Here is a 13,516-nt window from a genome sequence, read left to right on the forward strand (position 1 = left end):
GGTGCGGCTCTGGAGGCCGCTGGAAGGTACCGGGACGCCGTAGACGTGGTTGGGCTCAAGAAATTGCTCCCGAGTCTCCTGCGGGACGCTACGGCTCACGCGCACGCGGCCAACACCGCAGAAGCGTGGATGACGCTCGCAGAGGTCTACAGCTCCGTGTCGCGGTATCCGTCCTGAACCTCCGAGGGATGACCCTTGCTGGTCGGCTGACAGATAAGCGGGAAGCGAAGCGGGAAGCGAAGCGGGAAGCGAAGCGGGAAGCGAAGCGGGAAGCTCAGCGCCATATCGATTCCGCCCATAACGCCAACATCGGCATTGGCCGTGACCTGGACGTGCATGGTCTGACCGTGGGACCTCAGAACACGTCCACGCACGAACTCGCCACCTGTGTGGATCTTGGCAGGCCCCGGGAGGCGCTGAGGCTGGCCGATGACCTGCCTGCCGCCCTGGCGGGTCTGCCTCCGACACGGGTAGCCCCGACGCACATCAACTACGCCAGGGCTCAGCTCGACCTCGGGAACCGTGACGGGGCGCTGGAAAACCTGAGCATCGCCTGGGACGCGGCACCACAGATGGCCCGTATCCATCCGATGGGTCGGGAAGTGTTCCGGGTGGTGTCGTCCCTGCACCGGAGGAGCAACGCGAAGTTGTTGAAGCTCTCGAAGTTGGCGGGGATTGAGCTCTGACTCCACCGCCTCGCTCGCGGAACGACGAGGGCCACAACTCCGGAGGAGTCGGTCCTGAGCACCGGGAAAGGGCGGGGAGGAACCCCGGCCCCGGGCCGCGCGCAAGGGCATGATGGACGCATGCGCGCCGCTCGGCTGATCCGTCTCTTGTTGCTGTTGCAGTCCCGGCCCTCCATGACGGGGGCCGACCTGGCGCGGGAGCTGGAGGTCTCGGAGCGTACGGTCACGCGCGATGTGGCCGCGCTCTCCGAGGCCGGGGTCCCGGTCTACGCGGACCGCGGCCGCACCGGCGGCTACCGCCTGGTCGGCGGCTACCGCACCCGGCTGACCGGCCTCGGCCGCACCGAGGCCGAGGCGCTGTTCCTGTCCGGGGTGCCGTCCGCGCTGCGCGGCATGGGGCTCGCGGACGCCGCCTCCGCCGCCCGCCTGAAGGTCTCCGCCTCGCTCCTCCCCGAGCTGCGCGACGCCTCGCACACCGCGGCCCAGCGCTTCCACCTCGACGCCCCCGGCTGGTGGCACGAGCCCGAGACGCCCGAGCTGCTGCCCGCGGTCGCCGACGCCGTGTGGGACGACCGCCGGGTCACGGCCCGCTACCACCGCCGGGACATCGAGGTGGAGCGGGAGCTGGAGCCGTACGGCCTGGTGCTGAAGGCGGGCGTCTGGTACCTGGCGGCACGGGTCGAGGGCGAGGGCGACTTCCGCGTCTACCGGGTGGACCGCTTCACCGCCGTCGGGCCGGCGGGCCCCGCCGACCGCCAGGACCGCCACGACCGCTTCGAGCGGCTGGCGGACTTCGACCTGCCCGCGTTCTGGGAGGAGCGCGCCGCGCAGTTCGCCCGCTCGCTCCTGCGCGAGAAGGTCGTGCTGCGGCTGACCGGGGAGGGCGCGCGCCGGCTGCCGCAGGTGACGGACCGGACGGCGGGCCAGGAGGCGGTCGCGGCGGCCGGGGCGGCCGGGGACCCCGACGGGCAGGGGCGGATCACCGTCACCCTGCCCGTGGAGTCGCTGGACGTGGCGTACGAGCAGCTGCTGGCGCTCGGCCCGGAGGCGGAGGTGCTGGAGCCGCCGGAGCTACGCGAGCGCTTCGCCGCGGCGGCCGCCCGCGCCTCCGCGCTCTACCGGTAGTCCGCGGCCGTCCCCTCCTTCCCGCCGGAGACGACATCCCGGAAGTAGCCGAACGCATCCGGCCGCGAGCCGTCCACATCCGTGAAGCCGTACTCCTTGGCCAGCTGGCCGCTGGACACCGACTTCCCCGACCACCGCGCCCGCTCCGGGTCCGCCGCGAGCGCCGCGACCGCCCGCCCGACCAGGTGCGGCGACTCGGCGATGGCGAAGTGCGGCTCCCGCTCGACGGCGTCGTGCCAGTTCTCCTCGGTCACCCCGAAGTGGTCGAGCATCTGCTCGGAGCGCAGAAAGCCCGGGGTGATGGAGACCGCCGTGCCGCCGAACTCCTTCAGCTCCTGGGCGAGCCCGAAGGCCGTCCGGATGGGGGCGTTCTTGGCAAGGTCGTAGAAGAGGTTCTCGCGGTAGGTCCTGTTGAATTCGGCCGTGCCGTCGGTCACCTCGACCACCAGCCCGCCCGGCCGCCGGGTCAGCAGCGGCAGCGCGTAGTAGCTGGTGACAAGGTGGGTCTCGACGCCGAGCCGGAGCATCCGCAGCCCGTTCTCCAGCTCCAGCTCCCAGGACTTCTTGTCGAAGGTGACCAGGTGCTCGCCTCCCCACACATCGTTGACGAGCACATCCAGCCGCCCCTGCTCGTCCTCGATCCGCTCCACCAGCGCCCGCACCTGCTCGGGCACCAGATGGTCGACCGGTACCGCGATCCCCGTGCCTCCTGCGGCCGTGACCAGCTCCGCCGTCTCCTCGATGGTCTCCGTCGTCCGCCCGACCTCGCTGGCCTTCTCCCGCGTGGTGCGCCCCGTCGCGTAGACGGTGGCCCCCGCCGCCCCCAGCTCCACGGCCATCGCCCGGCCCGCGCCGCGTGTCGCCCCTGCGACGAGTGCGACCCTGCCCGCCAGTGCGCCCTTTGTGCTCACGTCTGTATGCCCCTTCTCGGACTGGTGTGGACACCTCCGACCTTCGCAGTGAATCCCGCCATCTTCTGTCGTCTTTTTCTGTCGCCTTGCATTCCGGGCCACTCCGGCGTGCACAAGCGCGCACAAGGGCCGATGCTGGTCCCGTGATGGACGAGACGGAGTTCTGGGAGCTGGTCGACAGCGCTCGGGATGCCGCCGAGGGCGACCCCGAGGACCAGTCCGACCTGCTCGTCGACCGGCTGTCCCAGCTGGACCCGGACGCCGTCCTGGACTTCGCCCGTCACTTCGAGGCCCGCTCCAACCGCGCCTACCGCTGGGACCTGTGGGCCGCGGCCCAACTTCTGCTGGGGAATGTCGGCGACGACGCCTTCGACGCCTTCCGCTACTGGCTGATCGGCCAGGGCCGGGAGGTGTTCGAGGGCGCGCTGCACGAGCCGGACAACCTCGCCGAGCTGCTGGAGAGCTTCGACGAGCGGGTGGACGGGGACTGCGAGGACCTGGGCTTCGCGGCGGACGAGGCGTACGAGCAGCTGACCGGCGCGGTGCTGCCGGACCTGGGTCTGCCCTCGCGGACGGCCGAACCCGAGGGCTCGGCCGTCGACTTGGAGGACGAGCGGACACTGGCGGAGCGGTTCCCCCGGCTGTGGGAACGCTTCCGCGCCTGACTCAGTGAGGCCAGGGGCTCAGAGAGAGCGCCCCATCAGCACGTCGTCCACGTACTCTCCGTCCAGCAGGAACTCCCCCGGCAGCACGCCCTCCACCGCGAAGCCCTCGGACTCGTACAGCCGCCGCGCCGGCGCGTTGTGCCCGAGCACCCGCAGCGTGATGCGGACCGCCCCCTGGCGCCTGGCCTCCTCGTACGCCGCGCCGAGCAGCGCCCGCGCCACGCCCCGGCCGCGCGCCCAGTCGTCCACCGCCAGGCCCTGGATCGCGCGTACATGCGCGTTGCAGGCGAGCGGGGTCGGCGCGACGAGGCGTATGAAGCCCGCCGTCCGCCCCTCGGCCTCGGCGATCAGCAGCTGCTCGGGCCGGTTCCGGTCGGTGAAGAAGGGGGCGTCCGGGCTCGGCGGCGGCTGTACGGAGTGCAGCGGGGACCAGGTGCGCCGGTCCAGATCGGCGAGTGTCGCGTCGTCGGCGAGGGCGGCGGGTCGAATGATCAGATCGGACATGCGGGTCACTGTGCCATGACGGTCCGTTCGCCAGGGCGTTGAGCGGCGCATCCGGCATCCGGTATGCGATGGCGGCAGGATGGCCCCATGCGTATCGCGATCACCGGTTCGTCCGGACTCATCGGCACGGCTCTCGTCCGCTCCCTGCGCGCGGACGGCCACGAGGTGGTGCGGCTGGTGCGGCGCCCGCCGCGGGCGGCGGACGAGGTCCGGTGGGAGCCGAAGCGGCAGTGGGTGGACACCGAGGGGCTCGCGGGCTGTGCGGCGGTGGTGCATCTCGCGGGCGCGGGCATCGGCGACCGCCGCTGGACCGACGCCTACAAGAAGGAGTTGCGGGACAGCCGGGTGCTCGGCACCGCCGCCATCGCCGAGGCCGTGGCCTCCCTCGACACCCCGCCGCGGGTGCTGGTGAGCGGCAGCGCGATCGGCATCTACGGCGACACCGGGGAGCGCGCGGTGGACGAGAGCGCGCCCCCTGGCGAGGGCTTCCTCGCGGGCCTGTGCCAGGAGTGGGAGGAGGCGGCCGGGGCGGCCCAGGACGCGGGCGTGCGAACCGTGTTCGCCCGCACCGGGCTGGTGGTGGCCGGGGAGGGCGGGGCCTGGGGGCGGCTCTTCCCGCTGTTCCGGCTCGGCCTCGGCGGCCGGATGGGCAGCGGCCGCCAGTACTGGAGCTTCATCGCCCTGGACGACCACATCGCCGCCCTGCGCCACATCCTGACCACCGAGGGGCTGGCGGGCCCGGTCAACCTCACCGCACCCGAGCCCGTCACCAACCGCGAGGTGACCGCCGCCATGGGCCGGGTGCTGGGCCGGCCGACGCTGCTGTCCGTCCCCGCGCCCGCGCTGCGGCTCGCGCTGGGCGAGCTCTCCAGCGATGTCCTCGGCAGTGTGCGGGCCGTGCCCCGGCGGCTGTTGGACTCGGGGTTCACCTTCGCCCACCCGGGGATCGAGGAGGCGCTGCGGGCGGCGCTGGCCGCGCGCGGGGGTCGCCGCTGATCGACCGCCGGGGGCCGATGTGCGACCGCTGTGCGCCCATGCTCGGTCGATGCGCGTCTGGCATCGACCGTTTTTGTCCGTACTGTCATGACGGGCCCAGGGAACCCGAGTTGTGGGACAGAGGCATCCGGGCTGCCGGTCGGGGGCACCAGGCCCCCTAGCGTACGCACCGACCTCGGGGAGGGCACGTGCTCACCAGCGCGCACCGCACGGACGTCGTCATCGTGGGAGCCGGACTGGCGGGGCTGGCCGCGGCCCACCAGCTGACCAGTGCGGGGGTCACGGTCAGCGTGCTGGAAGCCGCGCCCCGCGTGGGCGGCCGCATGACCACCGATCTGATCGACGGCTTCCGGCTGGACCGCACCGGACAGCTCATCAACACCTCCTTCCCGGAGCTGCGGCGCACCCCCGGGCTCGGCGAACTCGTGCTGCGCCCCTTCGCCCCGGGCGTGCTGGTGCGCTCCGACGGCCGCACCCACCGGGTCGGCGCCACCGGCGGCGGCGGCTGGGGCACCAACGGCCGGAGCGCAAACGGCCGGGCCACGGGCAGCCGGAGCACGAGGGGCGCACTGACCACGGCGCGCGCCCTCGCGAACGCCGCCCGTGCGCCTCTCGGCGGCGCGCTCGACCAGGCCCGGCTCGGCTCGGCCCTCGGCAGGCTCGCCGCCCTGCCCGCCGACCGCCTCCTCACCCGCCCCGACCGGCCCGTCGCCGAGACCCTGGCCGGGCGCGGGCTGCCCGCCCGTACCGTCGAGGGCTTTCTGCGCCCGCTGCTCGTCTCACTGCTCAGCGACCCCGGGCTGACCACCTCCAGCCGCTGCGCCGACCTGGTGCTGCGCGGCTACGCACGGGGTCGGCTGTGCCTCCCGGCGGGCGGCGCCTCGGCCGTCCCGGAGCTGCTGGCCGCGGCCCTGCCGCCGGGCACGGTCCACACCGGCGTACGCGCCGTGACGGCCTCCACCACCGCCGTGGCCACCGCCGAACACGGCGAGTTCGCCTGCCGCTCGGTGCTGGTCGCCACCGGCGCGCGCGCCGCCGCGGACCTCCTCCCCGGGCTGCGGCTCCCGGACTTCCACCCGGTCACCGTGTTGCACCACACCGCGGACCGGTCGCCGCTGCGCGAGCCCGCTCTGGTGCTCACCGCCGGGGACCGCGGCCCGGTCGCGCACACCGCCGTCGCCAGCGAGGTCGATCCCTCGCGCACCCCGCCCGGCCGGGTCCTGATCACCTCAACGGTCCTGGGCGCCGCCGCGGCCCTGCCCGCCGCCGAGCTCGACCGGGCCGCCCGGGCCCAACTGGCCGCGGTCTACGGCACCTCCACCGCCCGCTGGGAGCTGCTCGCCGCCCACCACGACCCCAGCGCGGTCCCCGCCATGCCCGCACCCCACGATCTGCGGCGCCCGGTCCGGCTGCTGTCCGGCCTGTATGTGTGCGGCGACCACCGCGACTCCAGCACGGTGCAGGGCGCCCTCGTCTCCGGACGCCGCGCCGCCCGCGCCATCCTGCACGACCTCGGCGCGCTCCCCGGCGCCGAGCCCTCGACCCCGGGCGCGGCGGCGGCCTGACCCGCCGGCCCGGAGGACCTGCGGGGCGGCGGGCCCAGCCCGCCGCCCCGCGCCCAACCAGTTACGTCACGCCCCGCCCCGGCTACCCCAGCGCCGCCACCCGGTCCCGGTACCCCCGCACCGCCGCCGCGTCCCGGTACGGCTCGAGCCGCCGCTCGAAGTCCCGTACGTAGTCCGTGGCGCGCGCCGACCGCATCTCGGCCGCCTGCTGTGCCGCCTCCGCGCCCAGCGCGCACGCCTGCTCCAGCTCGCCGAGGCCCAGCCGCGCCGTCGCCAGCACCACTCGGCAGAACAGCCTGCTGCGCGCGTACGCCTTGCCGCGCAGCTGGAGCGAGCGCTCGGCGTGCTGGGCGGCGGCACGGTACTGCTGGAGATCGCGGTGGCAGTGTCCGAACTCGTCGGCCAGCTGCGCCTCGTCGAAGAACCGCGCCCAGTAGGGCACCTCGTCCCCCGGCCGGGCCGTCTCCAGCGCCCGCTCGGCGCGCGCCAGCGAGGCGGTGCAGGCACGCACCTCGCCCATGACGGCGTGGCCCCGCGCCTCCACGGCGTGCAGCAGCGACTGGAGGGCGGGCGGGGCGCCGCCGCCCATGCCCTGCTGGGCCACCCGGGCCAGCTGGACTGCCTCCCGCCCATGGCCGAGATAGACGGCCTGGCGGCTCATCGTGACCAGCACATAGCTGCCGTACGGCCGGTCCCCCGCGGCCTGGGCGAGCCGCAGCGCCTGGACGAAGTACCGCTGGGCCAGGCCGTGGGCCGCGATGTCGTACGAGGTCCAGCCCGCGAGCCGGGTCAGATCGGCGATCGCGGCGAACAGCCGCCGCCCCGTCGCCTCCCCGTAGGTGCCACGCAGCATCGGCTCGCCCTCGTGCTCCAGATACCGCACCAGGGCCTGCCGGGCGTGCCCGCCGCCGTACGTCTGGTCCAGGGAGCGGAACAGCTCGCCCACCGACCGCAGCGCGGCGATGTCCCCGCCGGTGACCCGGTGGCCGGGACCGCGCTGGCAGCGGTCCGTCTGCCGCTGCCGGGGCAGCGGCGGCCGGGCGCCCGGCCCGGCGGTCCTGCCCACCACCCTGACCGGCACCGCGCCCGGGGGCGGTGTGGGCGGCTCGCCGCGCGCCACCTTGTCGTCGGGTCGCCCGATCAGCCAGTCGCGGCTGGGGACCACCAGCCCCGCCGGGGTGAAGGCGATCTTCCGTAGCTCCGCCTGGCTGCCGGAGTCCTTGCGCCACAGCCCGCTGACGATGTCCACCGCCTCCTGCGGGGTGGCGGCGAACTCCAGCCCGGCATAGACCGGCGCACAGGCGTCGAGGCCCAGGTCCTGGGCGCTGAGCCGGCGTCCGAGGCGCCGGGTGAAGACCTCGGCGATCAGCGCCGGAGTGGTGCCGCGCGGCTGCTGTCCGCGCAGCCAGCGGGTCACGGATGTCTTGTCGTACCGCAGGTCCAAACCGTGCTCGAGGCCGAGCTGGTCCACCCGCCGGGCGAGCCCGGCGTTCGAGAAGCCCGCCTCCGCGATGAGCGCGGCGAGCTGACGGTTGGGAATGCGCTGCGGGGGTCGTTCCGTCATCAGCCTGCCGGTCTCCCTGATCGCTTCGTGGAAACGGCCCGAAAGTAGCCGCCGCCGGGCCACTGATCGTCTCGCTCGCCCGGCATTCATCCGATCGTGTGAGGGTCGGGTGAGAGCGCCCGGCGCAACGATCCGGCTGCGGGGGCCGGATCCGCCGGACGTAGAGTGGCTGAGGCGCACCGGACGGGCGCCGGAGCGCTGTACGAGGTCCGAAGGGATTGCCGCCGTGAGTGAGCTGCGCTTTGTCCATCTGGGATTCGGGGCGGACGCCGTCGACTACCAGGAGGCGTGGCAGGAGCAGCGGCGGGTGCACGCCGCGCGGTTCGCCGACGAGGTGCCGGACACCTGTCTGCTGCTGGAGCACCCGCCGGTCTACACCGCGGGCCGGCGCACGGCCGACAACGAGCGCCCCCTGGACGGCACCCCGGTCGTGGACGTGGACCGCGGCGGCAAGATCACCTGGCATGGGCCGGGGCAGCTCGTCGGCTATCCGATCCTCAAGCTGCCGCGTCCGGTGGACGTCATCGCGCATGTACGACGTCTGGAGGATGCCCTGCTCCTCACCTGTGCGGAGTTCGGCCTGGAGGCCACCCGGGTCGAGGGCCGCAGCGGGGTGTGGGTGCTGGGGGACCCGCTGGAGGAGCGCCGCGCGCTGGGCGGGCTGAATCTGGACTTCGATCCGCGCGTCGCCGACGAGGAGTTCGACCCCCGGCTGAACGGCCCGGAGTACGCCCCGTCCAACGCCGGCCAGCGCCGCGAGGACCGCAAGCTCGCCCAGATCGGGGTGCGGATCGCCAAGGGCGTGACGATGCACGGCTTCTCGCTCAACTGCAATCCCGACACCACCTGGTTCGACCGGATCGTGCCGTGCGGCATCCGCGACGCGGGTGTGACCTCGCTCTCGGAGGAGCTGGGCCGCGAGATCAGCGTGGCGGAGGTGGTTCCGGTGATCGAGAAGCATCTGCTGGCCGTCCTGGAGTCCGCCGTGCCGCTGCCCCGCGCCGTCTGAGGACCCTCGGTCGCCCTGGGCGTAAGGGCGTACGAATGACGGGCGTACGCTGGGGTTCGCCAAAGATTCGATGCCTCTCCACCCACTAAGGAGTGCCGGACGTGTCCGCAGTCGCACCCGACGGACGCAAAATGCTGCGCCTTGAGGTCCGGAACAGCCAGACGCCCATCGAGCGCAAGCCGGAGTGGATCAAAACCCGCGCGAAGATGGGGCCCGAGTACACCGAGCTCCAGGGCCTGGTGAAGCGCGAGGGCCTGCACACCGTGTGCCAGGAAGCGGGCTGTCCGAACATCTACGAATGCTGGGAGGACCGCGAGGCGACCTTCCTGATCGGTGGCGAGCAGTGCACCCGGCGCTGTGACTTCTGCCTGATCGACACCGGCAAGCCGCAGCCCCTGGACCGCGACGAGCCGCGCCGCGTGGCGGAGTCCGTCCAGTCCATGGAGCTGAAGTACGCGACGATCACCGGGGTCGCCCGCGACGACCTCGAGGACGGCGGCGCCTGGCTGTACGCGGAGACGGTCCGCCAGATCCACGCCCTGATGCCGGACACCGGCGTCGAGCTGCTGATCCCGGACTTCAACGCGGTGCCCGAGCAGCTCGCCGAGGTCTTCTCGTCCCGCCCCGAGGTGCTCGCGCACAATGTCGAGACCGTTCCGCGGGTCTTCAAGCGCATCCGCCCCGGCTTCCGCTACGAGCGCTCGCTCGAAGTGATCACCAGGGCGCGCGAGGCGGGTCTGGTCACCAAGTCCAATCTGATCCTGGGCATGGGCGAGGAGCGGGCGGAAATCAGCCAGGCGCTCCAGGACCTGTACGACGCGGGCTGCGAGCTGATCACGATCACGCAGTATCTGCGGCCGTCCGTCCGGCACCACCCGGTGGACCGCTGGGTCAAGCCCCAGGAGTTCGTGGAGCTGAAGGAGGAGGCGGAGGAGATCGGCTACGCCGGTGTCATGTCCGGCCCGCTCGTCCGCTCCTCGTACCGCGCGGGCAGGCTCTATCAGCAGGCGGTCGAAAAGCGCGGTGCCGTGGTGGCCGCGCAGGCGGTATGACCACCGGATGTGACCAACACGCTATGTGAGTACGGGCACACCCACGCGCCGCGCCTTGAGGGACGCCGCAGGTCAGAGCAAGATCGTCGGCTTTTCAAGGCTTCATCGGTGTTTGACCGGCCGGTCACGCACTGGTAACACCTTTGGGTAACGATTAAGCCACACAACGTTCTGTGTGTGAGCTTCGATCACACGGTTATTCGCCGCTCCCGAGGGGGACCCATGTCGGCCGCGCCCGTACGTCCGCCGTCCGTCACCGACGCGCTGCTCGCTCTGGAGGGTCTGCTGCTGGGCGGCGGGCAGCGCACCGCCCGCCGTAACGCTTGGACCGCGGTGCTGGAGGACCGTCGCCGGGCGAAGGACCGGCACGAGGCCCAGCACGTCCTGGAGGCCGTGTCCACCGGGGCTTCCCAGGCCACGTAAACTTCGCTGTATGGCGAGGAAGGAAAACTCCGAGAACCCCGGGCGTCTGAAGCAGATCGCCCTGACCTACAAGATGACCAAGAAGGTCGACTCGAAGGTCGGTCTTGTCGTCGCCGCGGTGGGAATCGTCACGTTCGGTGTCTTCCTCGCGATCGGCTTCTGGATCAACCACCCGATCTTCCTGGGCATCCTGGGCTTCGTCCTGGCTTTCCTCGCGATGGCGATCGTTTTCGGCCGCCGGGCCGAGCGGGCGGCCTTCGGGCAGATGGAAGGACAGCCGGGCGCGGCGGCGGCGGTGCTCGAGAACGTGGGCCGCGGCTGGTCGGTGACGCCCGCGGTGGCGATGAACCGCAACCAGGACGTCATCCACCGGGCCGTCGGCAAGGCGGGCATCGTGCTGGTCGCCGAGGGCAACCCGAACCGGCTGAAGTCCATGCTGGCCGCGGAGAAGAAGCGGATGGCGCGCATCGTCGCGGACGTCCCGGTGCACGATGTGATCGTGGGCACCGGCGAGGACCAGGTGCCGATCAAGAAGCTGCGCACCAAGCTGCTGAAGCTGCCGCGGGTGCTGCCCGGCGCGCAGGTGACCGCGGTCAACGACCGGCTGCGGGCGCTGGGCGACCTGATGAGCAACATGCCGATCCCGAAGGGCCCGATGCCCAAGGGGATGCGGATGCCGAAGGGCCGCTGAGACCCCGCTCCACTCCGCACACGACCGCATACGACTGGGCGGCCCGGAACCGAGGTTCCGGGCCGCCCAGTCGTTTGAATCCTCTGATGAATCCAGGGGCTCAGATCCGGATCTGCACCGAGCCGGAGAGCCGGTCGTGCAGACCGCGGGTGTCCCGGTCCCAGACCACGGCGGGGATCACGAGCAGCAGCAGCACGGCGCGCAGCACCACGCGCGGCAGGCCCAGCCGGCCGCCCTTCTCGGAGATCACGCGCAGCTTCAGCAGCAGCTTGCCGGGGGTGCAGCCGACCGTGCCGACGAAGACCACACTCACCGCGAAGAAGACGGCCAGCGCCCAGTTGCCCGCGGCCTGCGCCTTGCCGCCGGACAGCAGCGCGTAGGCGACGAGCAGGCACAGTCCCCAGTCGATGAGCAGCGCCCCCACGCGGCGTCCGAGGGGTGCGATGGAGCCCGGCCCGCTCTCCGGCAGCCCCAGTCCCTCGCCCCGGTAGCCCAGGTCGACGCCCATGTCCTCGGCGGTCGCGCGCGGCCCGGAGAGCCATGATCCGATTGCTTGCCTATTGTCCACCCGACCACGTTACTGCGACCGCATACGTTCCCCGTGGAGCGGGGCCCGCTTCCCGCGTGGCTCTCCCCCGGACCGCCCCCGCGCGGACCGGGCCCCCGCCTCACACACCCCCGGCGCATCTCACGCATCCCGGTTAACCTGGGTGAAACAAATGGGTCATGCCCGGGAAATCCCGTCTGCCTATGGTCGGCCCCAGCGCGTCAGCCGCACATGAGCCGCGCGACCGAACAAATCCCCGTCCCCCGCGGCCGGGCTAGGAGGAGTTGGATGTTCCAGAACGCCGACGACGCTCGGAAGTTCATCTCGGACGAGGACGTCAAGTTCGTCGACGTCCGGTTCTGTGACCTTCCCGGCGTCATGCAGCACTTCACCGTACCGGCGGAGGCGTTCGACCCGCACGAGGAGCTCGCCTTCGACGGCTCGTCGATCCGCGGCTTCCAGGCGATCCACGAGTCGGACATGGCCCTGCGTGCGGACCTGTCGACGGCCCGTGTCGACCCGTTCCGGCGGGACAAGACGCTCAACATCAACTTCTTCATCCATGACCCGATCACGGGTGAGCAGTACAGCCGCGACCCGCGCAACATCGCCAAGAAGGCCGAGGCCTACCTCGCCTCCACCGGCATCGCCGACACCGCGTACTTCGGCCCCGAGGCCGAGTTCTACGTGTTCGACAGCGTCCGCTTCGAGACCAAGTCGAACGAGGCCTTCTACCACATCGACTCCGAGGCGGGCGCCTGGAACACCGGTGCGCTGGAGGACAACCGCGGTTACAAGGTCCGCTACAAGGGCGGCTACTTCCCGACCCCGCCGGTCGACCACTTCGCCGACCTGCGCGCCGAGATCAGCCTCGAGCTGGGCCGGTCCGGCCTCCAGGTCGAGCGCCAGCACCACGAGGTGGGCACCGCCGGCCAGGCCGAGATCAACTACAAGTTCAACACGCTGCTCGCCGCGGCCGACGACCTTCAGCTGTTCAAGTACATCGTCAAGAACGTGGCGTGGAAGAACGGCAAGACCGCGACCTTCATGCCGAAGCCGATCTTCGGTGACAACGGCTCGGGCATGCACGTCCACCAGTCCCTGTGGCTGGGCGGCGAGCCCCTCTTCTACGACGAGCAGGGCTACGCGGGCCTGTCGGACATGGCGCGCTACTACATCGGCGGCATCCTCAAGCACGCCCCGTCGCTGCTGGCCTTCACCAACCCGACGGTGAACTCCTACCACCGTCTGGTCCCGGGCTTCGAGGCCCCGGTCAACCTGGTGTACTCGCAGCGCAACCGCTCCGCCGCGATGCGTATCCCGATCACCGGCTCCAACCCGAAGGCCAAGCGCGTCGAGTTCCGCGCCCCGGACTCCTCCGGCAACCCGTACCTGGCCTTCTCCGCGCTCCTCCTCGCGGGCCTGGACGGCATCAAGAACAAGATCGAGCCGGCCGAGCCGATCGACAAGGACCTCTACGAGCTCGCCCCCGAGGAGCACGCGGGCGTCCCGCAGGTCCCGACCTCCCTCCCGGCCGTCCTCGACTCCCTCGAGGCCGACCACGAGTTCCTGCTCCAGGGCGATGTGTTCACCTCGGACCTGATCGAGACCTGGATCGACTACAAGCGCACCAACGAGATCGCTCCGCTCCAGCTGCGTCCGCACCCGCACGAGTTCGAGCTCTACTTCGACGTGTGAGCCGAATTCGTCCGACGTAGCGTCAGACGCTGAACGGTGAAGGCCGCCACCCGGGTCCGGGTGGCGGCCTTCACCGTTTC

General features: G+C 71.8%; 14 protein-coding genes. 10 read left to right on the forward strand and 4 right to left on the reverse strand.

Translation table 11 applies throughout. The features are described 5' to 3' along the window. The first annotated feature begins 188 nt into the window (after positions 1–188). Both ACZ4WQ_RS02175 and ACZ4WQ_RS02180 read left to right on the forward strand, forming a co-directional pair. Positions 189–686 carry a hypothetical protein gene (locus ACZ4WQ_RS02175; protein ID WP_398370059.1) on the forward strand — a complete coding sequence of 166 codons (498 nt, stop codon included), beginning with the start codon at positions 189–191 and terminating at the stop codon, positions 684–686. A gap of 120 nt (positions 687–806) precedes the next feature. Next, positions 807–1,811, forward strand: coding sequence for a helix-turn-helix transcriptional regulator (locus ACZ4WQ_RS02180; protein ID WP_385347882.1), 1,005 nt, complete (start codon positions 807–809; stop codon positions 1,809–1,811). On the opposite strand, the gene ACZ4WQ_RS02185 is transcribed toward ACZ4WQ_RS02180, so the two are convergent. After that, positions 1,802–2,722, reverse strand: coding sequence for an SDR family oxidoreductase (locus tag ACZ4WQ_RS02185; RefSeq protein ID WP_385347880.1), 921 nt, complete (start codon positions 2,720–2,722; stop codon positions 1,802–1,804). The genes ACZ4WQ_RS02180 and ACZ4WQ_RS02185 overlap by 10 nt on opposite strands. Positions 2,723–2,868: 146 nt before the next feature. Between ACZ4WQ_RS02185 and ACZ4WQ_RS02190 the strand changes: the two genes are divergently transcribed. After that, positions 2,869–3,387, forward strand: a complete 519-nt coding sequence (locus tag ACZ4WQ_RS02190) for a DUF4240 domain-containing protein (protein ID WP_385347939.1) — start codon at positions 2,869–2,871, stop codon at positions 3,385–3,387. 18 nt (positions 3,388–3,405) lie between these two features. On the opposite strand, the gene ACZ4WQ_RS02195 is transcribed toward ACZ4WQ_RS02190, so the two are convergent. Beyond that, entirely contained in the window at positions 3,406–3,891 is a 486-nt protein-coding gene (locus ACZ4WQ_RS02195) for a GNAT family N-acetyltransferase (RefSeq protein WP_385347877.1), read from the reverse strand. 87 nt (positions 3,892–3,978) lie between these two features. On the opposite strand from ACZ4WQ_RS02195, the gene ACZ4WQ_RS02200 reads away from it, so the two are divergent. Both ACZ4WQ_RS02200 and ACZ4WQ_RS02205 read left to right on the forward strand, forming a co-directional pair. Beyond that, a complete protein-coding gene (locus ACZ4WQ_RS02200) occupies positions 3,979–4,887 on the forward strand; it encodes a TIGR01777 family oxidoreductase (RefSeq protein ID WP_311729991.1) in 909 nt (302 codons plus the stop codon). 188 nt (positions 4,888–5,075) lie between these two features. Next, complete coding sequence (locus ACZ4WQ_RS02205) at positions 5,076–6,452, forward strand: NAD(P)/FAD-dependent oxidoreductase (RefSeq protein WP_361190964.1); 1,377 nt, start codon at positions 5,076–5,078, stop codon at positions 6,450–6,452. An 82-nt stretch (positions 6,453–6,534) separates the two neighbouring features. Here ACZ4WQ_RS02205 and ACZ4WQ_RS02210 read toward each other — a convergent pair whose 3' ends face one another. Then, positions 6,535–8,016 (reverse strand): regulator, encoded by a 1,482-nt coding sequence (locus ACZ4WQ_RS02210; protein WP_311729993.1) that lies wholly within the window; start codon positions 8,014–8,016, stop codon positions 6,535–6,537. Between the two features lie 226 nt (positions 8,017–8,242). On the opposite strand from ACZ4WQ_RS02210, the gene lipB reads away from it, so the two are divergent. The 4 genes from lipB to ACZ4WQ_RS02230 all read left to right on the forward strand — a co-directional run bounded on the left by lipB (position 8,243) and on the right by ACZ4WQ_RS02230 (position 11,191). Beyond that, positions 8,243–9,025, forward strand: coding sequence for a lipoyl(octanoyl) transferase LipB (gene lipB, locus ACZ4WQ_RS02215; protein ID WP_311729994.1), 783 nt, complete (start codon positions 8,243–8,245; stop codon positions 9,023–9,025). Between the two features lie 101 nt (positions 9,026–9,126). Continuing rightward, a complete protein-coding gene (lipA, locus tag ACZ4WQ_RS02220) occupies positions 9,127–10,077 on the forward strand; it encodes a lipoyl synthase (RefSeq protein ID WP_311729995.1) in 951 nt (316 codons plus the stop codon). Between the two features lie 222 nt (positions 10,078–10,299). Then, the gene (locus ACZ4WQ_RS02225) at positions 10,300–10,500 is read left to right on the forward strand and encodes an SCO2195 family GlnR-regulated protein (RefSeq protein ID WP_311729996.1); all 201 of its coding nucleotides are present in this window, start codon (positions 10,300–10,302) and stop codon (positions 10,498–10,500) included. A 10-nt stretch (positions 10,501–10,510) separates the two neighbouring features. Continuing rightward, positions 10,511–11,191, forward strand: a complete 681-nt coding sequence (locus ACZ4WQ_RS02230) for a DUF4191 domain-containing protein (protein WP_311729997.1) — start codon at positions 10,511–10,513, stop codon at positions 11,189–11,191. A 100-nt stretch (positions 11,192–11,291) separates the two neighbouring features. Here ACZ4WQ_RS02230 and ACZ4WQ_RS02235 read toward each other — a convergent pair whose 3' ends face one another. After that, positions 11,292–11,759 carry an RDD family protein gene (locus ACZ4WQ_RS02235; RefSeq protein WP_398370054.1) on the reverse strand — a complete coding sequence of 156 codons (468 nt, stop codon included), beginning with the start codon at positions 11,757–11,759 and terminating at the stop codon, positions 11,292–11,294. Between the two features lie 267 nt (positions 11,760–12,026). On the opposite strand from ACZ4WQ_RS02235, the gene glnA reads away from it, so the two are divergent. After that, entirely contained in the window at positions 12,027–13,436 is a 1,410-nt protein-coding gene (gene glnA, locus ACZ4WQ_RS02240; protein WP_311729999.1) for a type I glutamate--ammonia ligase, read from the forward strand. Positions 13,437–13,516 lie beyond the last annotated feature (80 nt).

The organism is Streptomyces sp. NPDC028305 (assembly GCF_055569495.1).

Excerpts from the sequence above, each read along its gene's own strand:
- ACZ4WQ_RS02175 (WP_398370059.1), top strand. The coding sequence starts at position 189 with ATGACCCTTGCTGGTCGGCTGACAGATAAGCGGGAAGCGAAGCGGGAA.
- ACZ4WQ_RS02180 (WP_385347882.1), top strand. The coding sequence starts at position 807 with ATGCGCGCCGCTCGGCTGATCCGTCTCTTGTTGCTGTTGCAGTCCCGG.
- ACZ4WQ_RS02190 (WP_385347939.1), top strand. The coding sequence starts at position 2,869 with ATGGACGAGACGGAGTTCTGGGAGCTGGTCGACAGCGCTCGGGATGCC.
- ACZ4WQ_RS02195 (WP_385347877.1), bottom strand. The coding sequence starts at position 3,891 with ATGTCCGATCTGATCATTCGACCCGCCGCCCTCGCCGACGACGCGACA.
- ACZ4WQ_RS02200 (WP_311729991.1), top strand. The coding sequence starts at position 3,979 with ATGCGTATCGCGATCACCGGTTCGTCCGGACTCATCGGCACGGCTCTC.
- ACZ4WQ_RS02210 (WP_311729993.1), bottom strand. The coding sequence starts at position 8,016 with ATGACGGAACGACCCCCGCAGCGCATTCCCAACCGTCAGCTCGCCGCG.
- ACZ4WQ_RS02225 (WP_311729996.1), top strand. The coding sequence starts at position 10,300 with ATGTCGGCCGCGCCCGTACGTCCGCCGTCCGTCACCGACGCGCTGCTC.
- ACZ4WQ_RS02230 (WP_311729997.1), top strand. The coding sequence starts at position 10,511 with ATGGCGAGGAAGGAAAACTCCGAGAACCCCGGGCGTCTGAAGCAGATC.
- glnA (WP_311729999.1), top strand. The coding sequence starts at position 12,027 with ATGTTCCAGAACGCCGACGACGCTCGGAAGTTCATCTCGGACGAGGAC.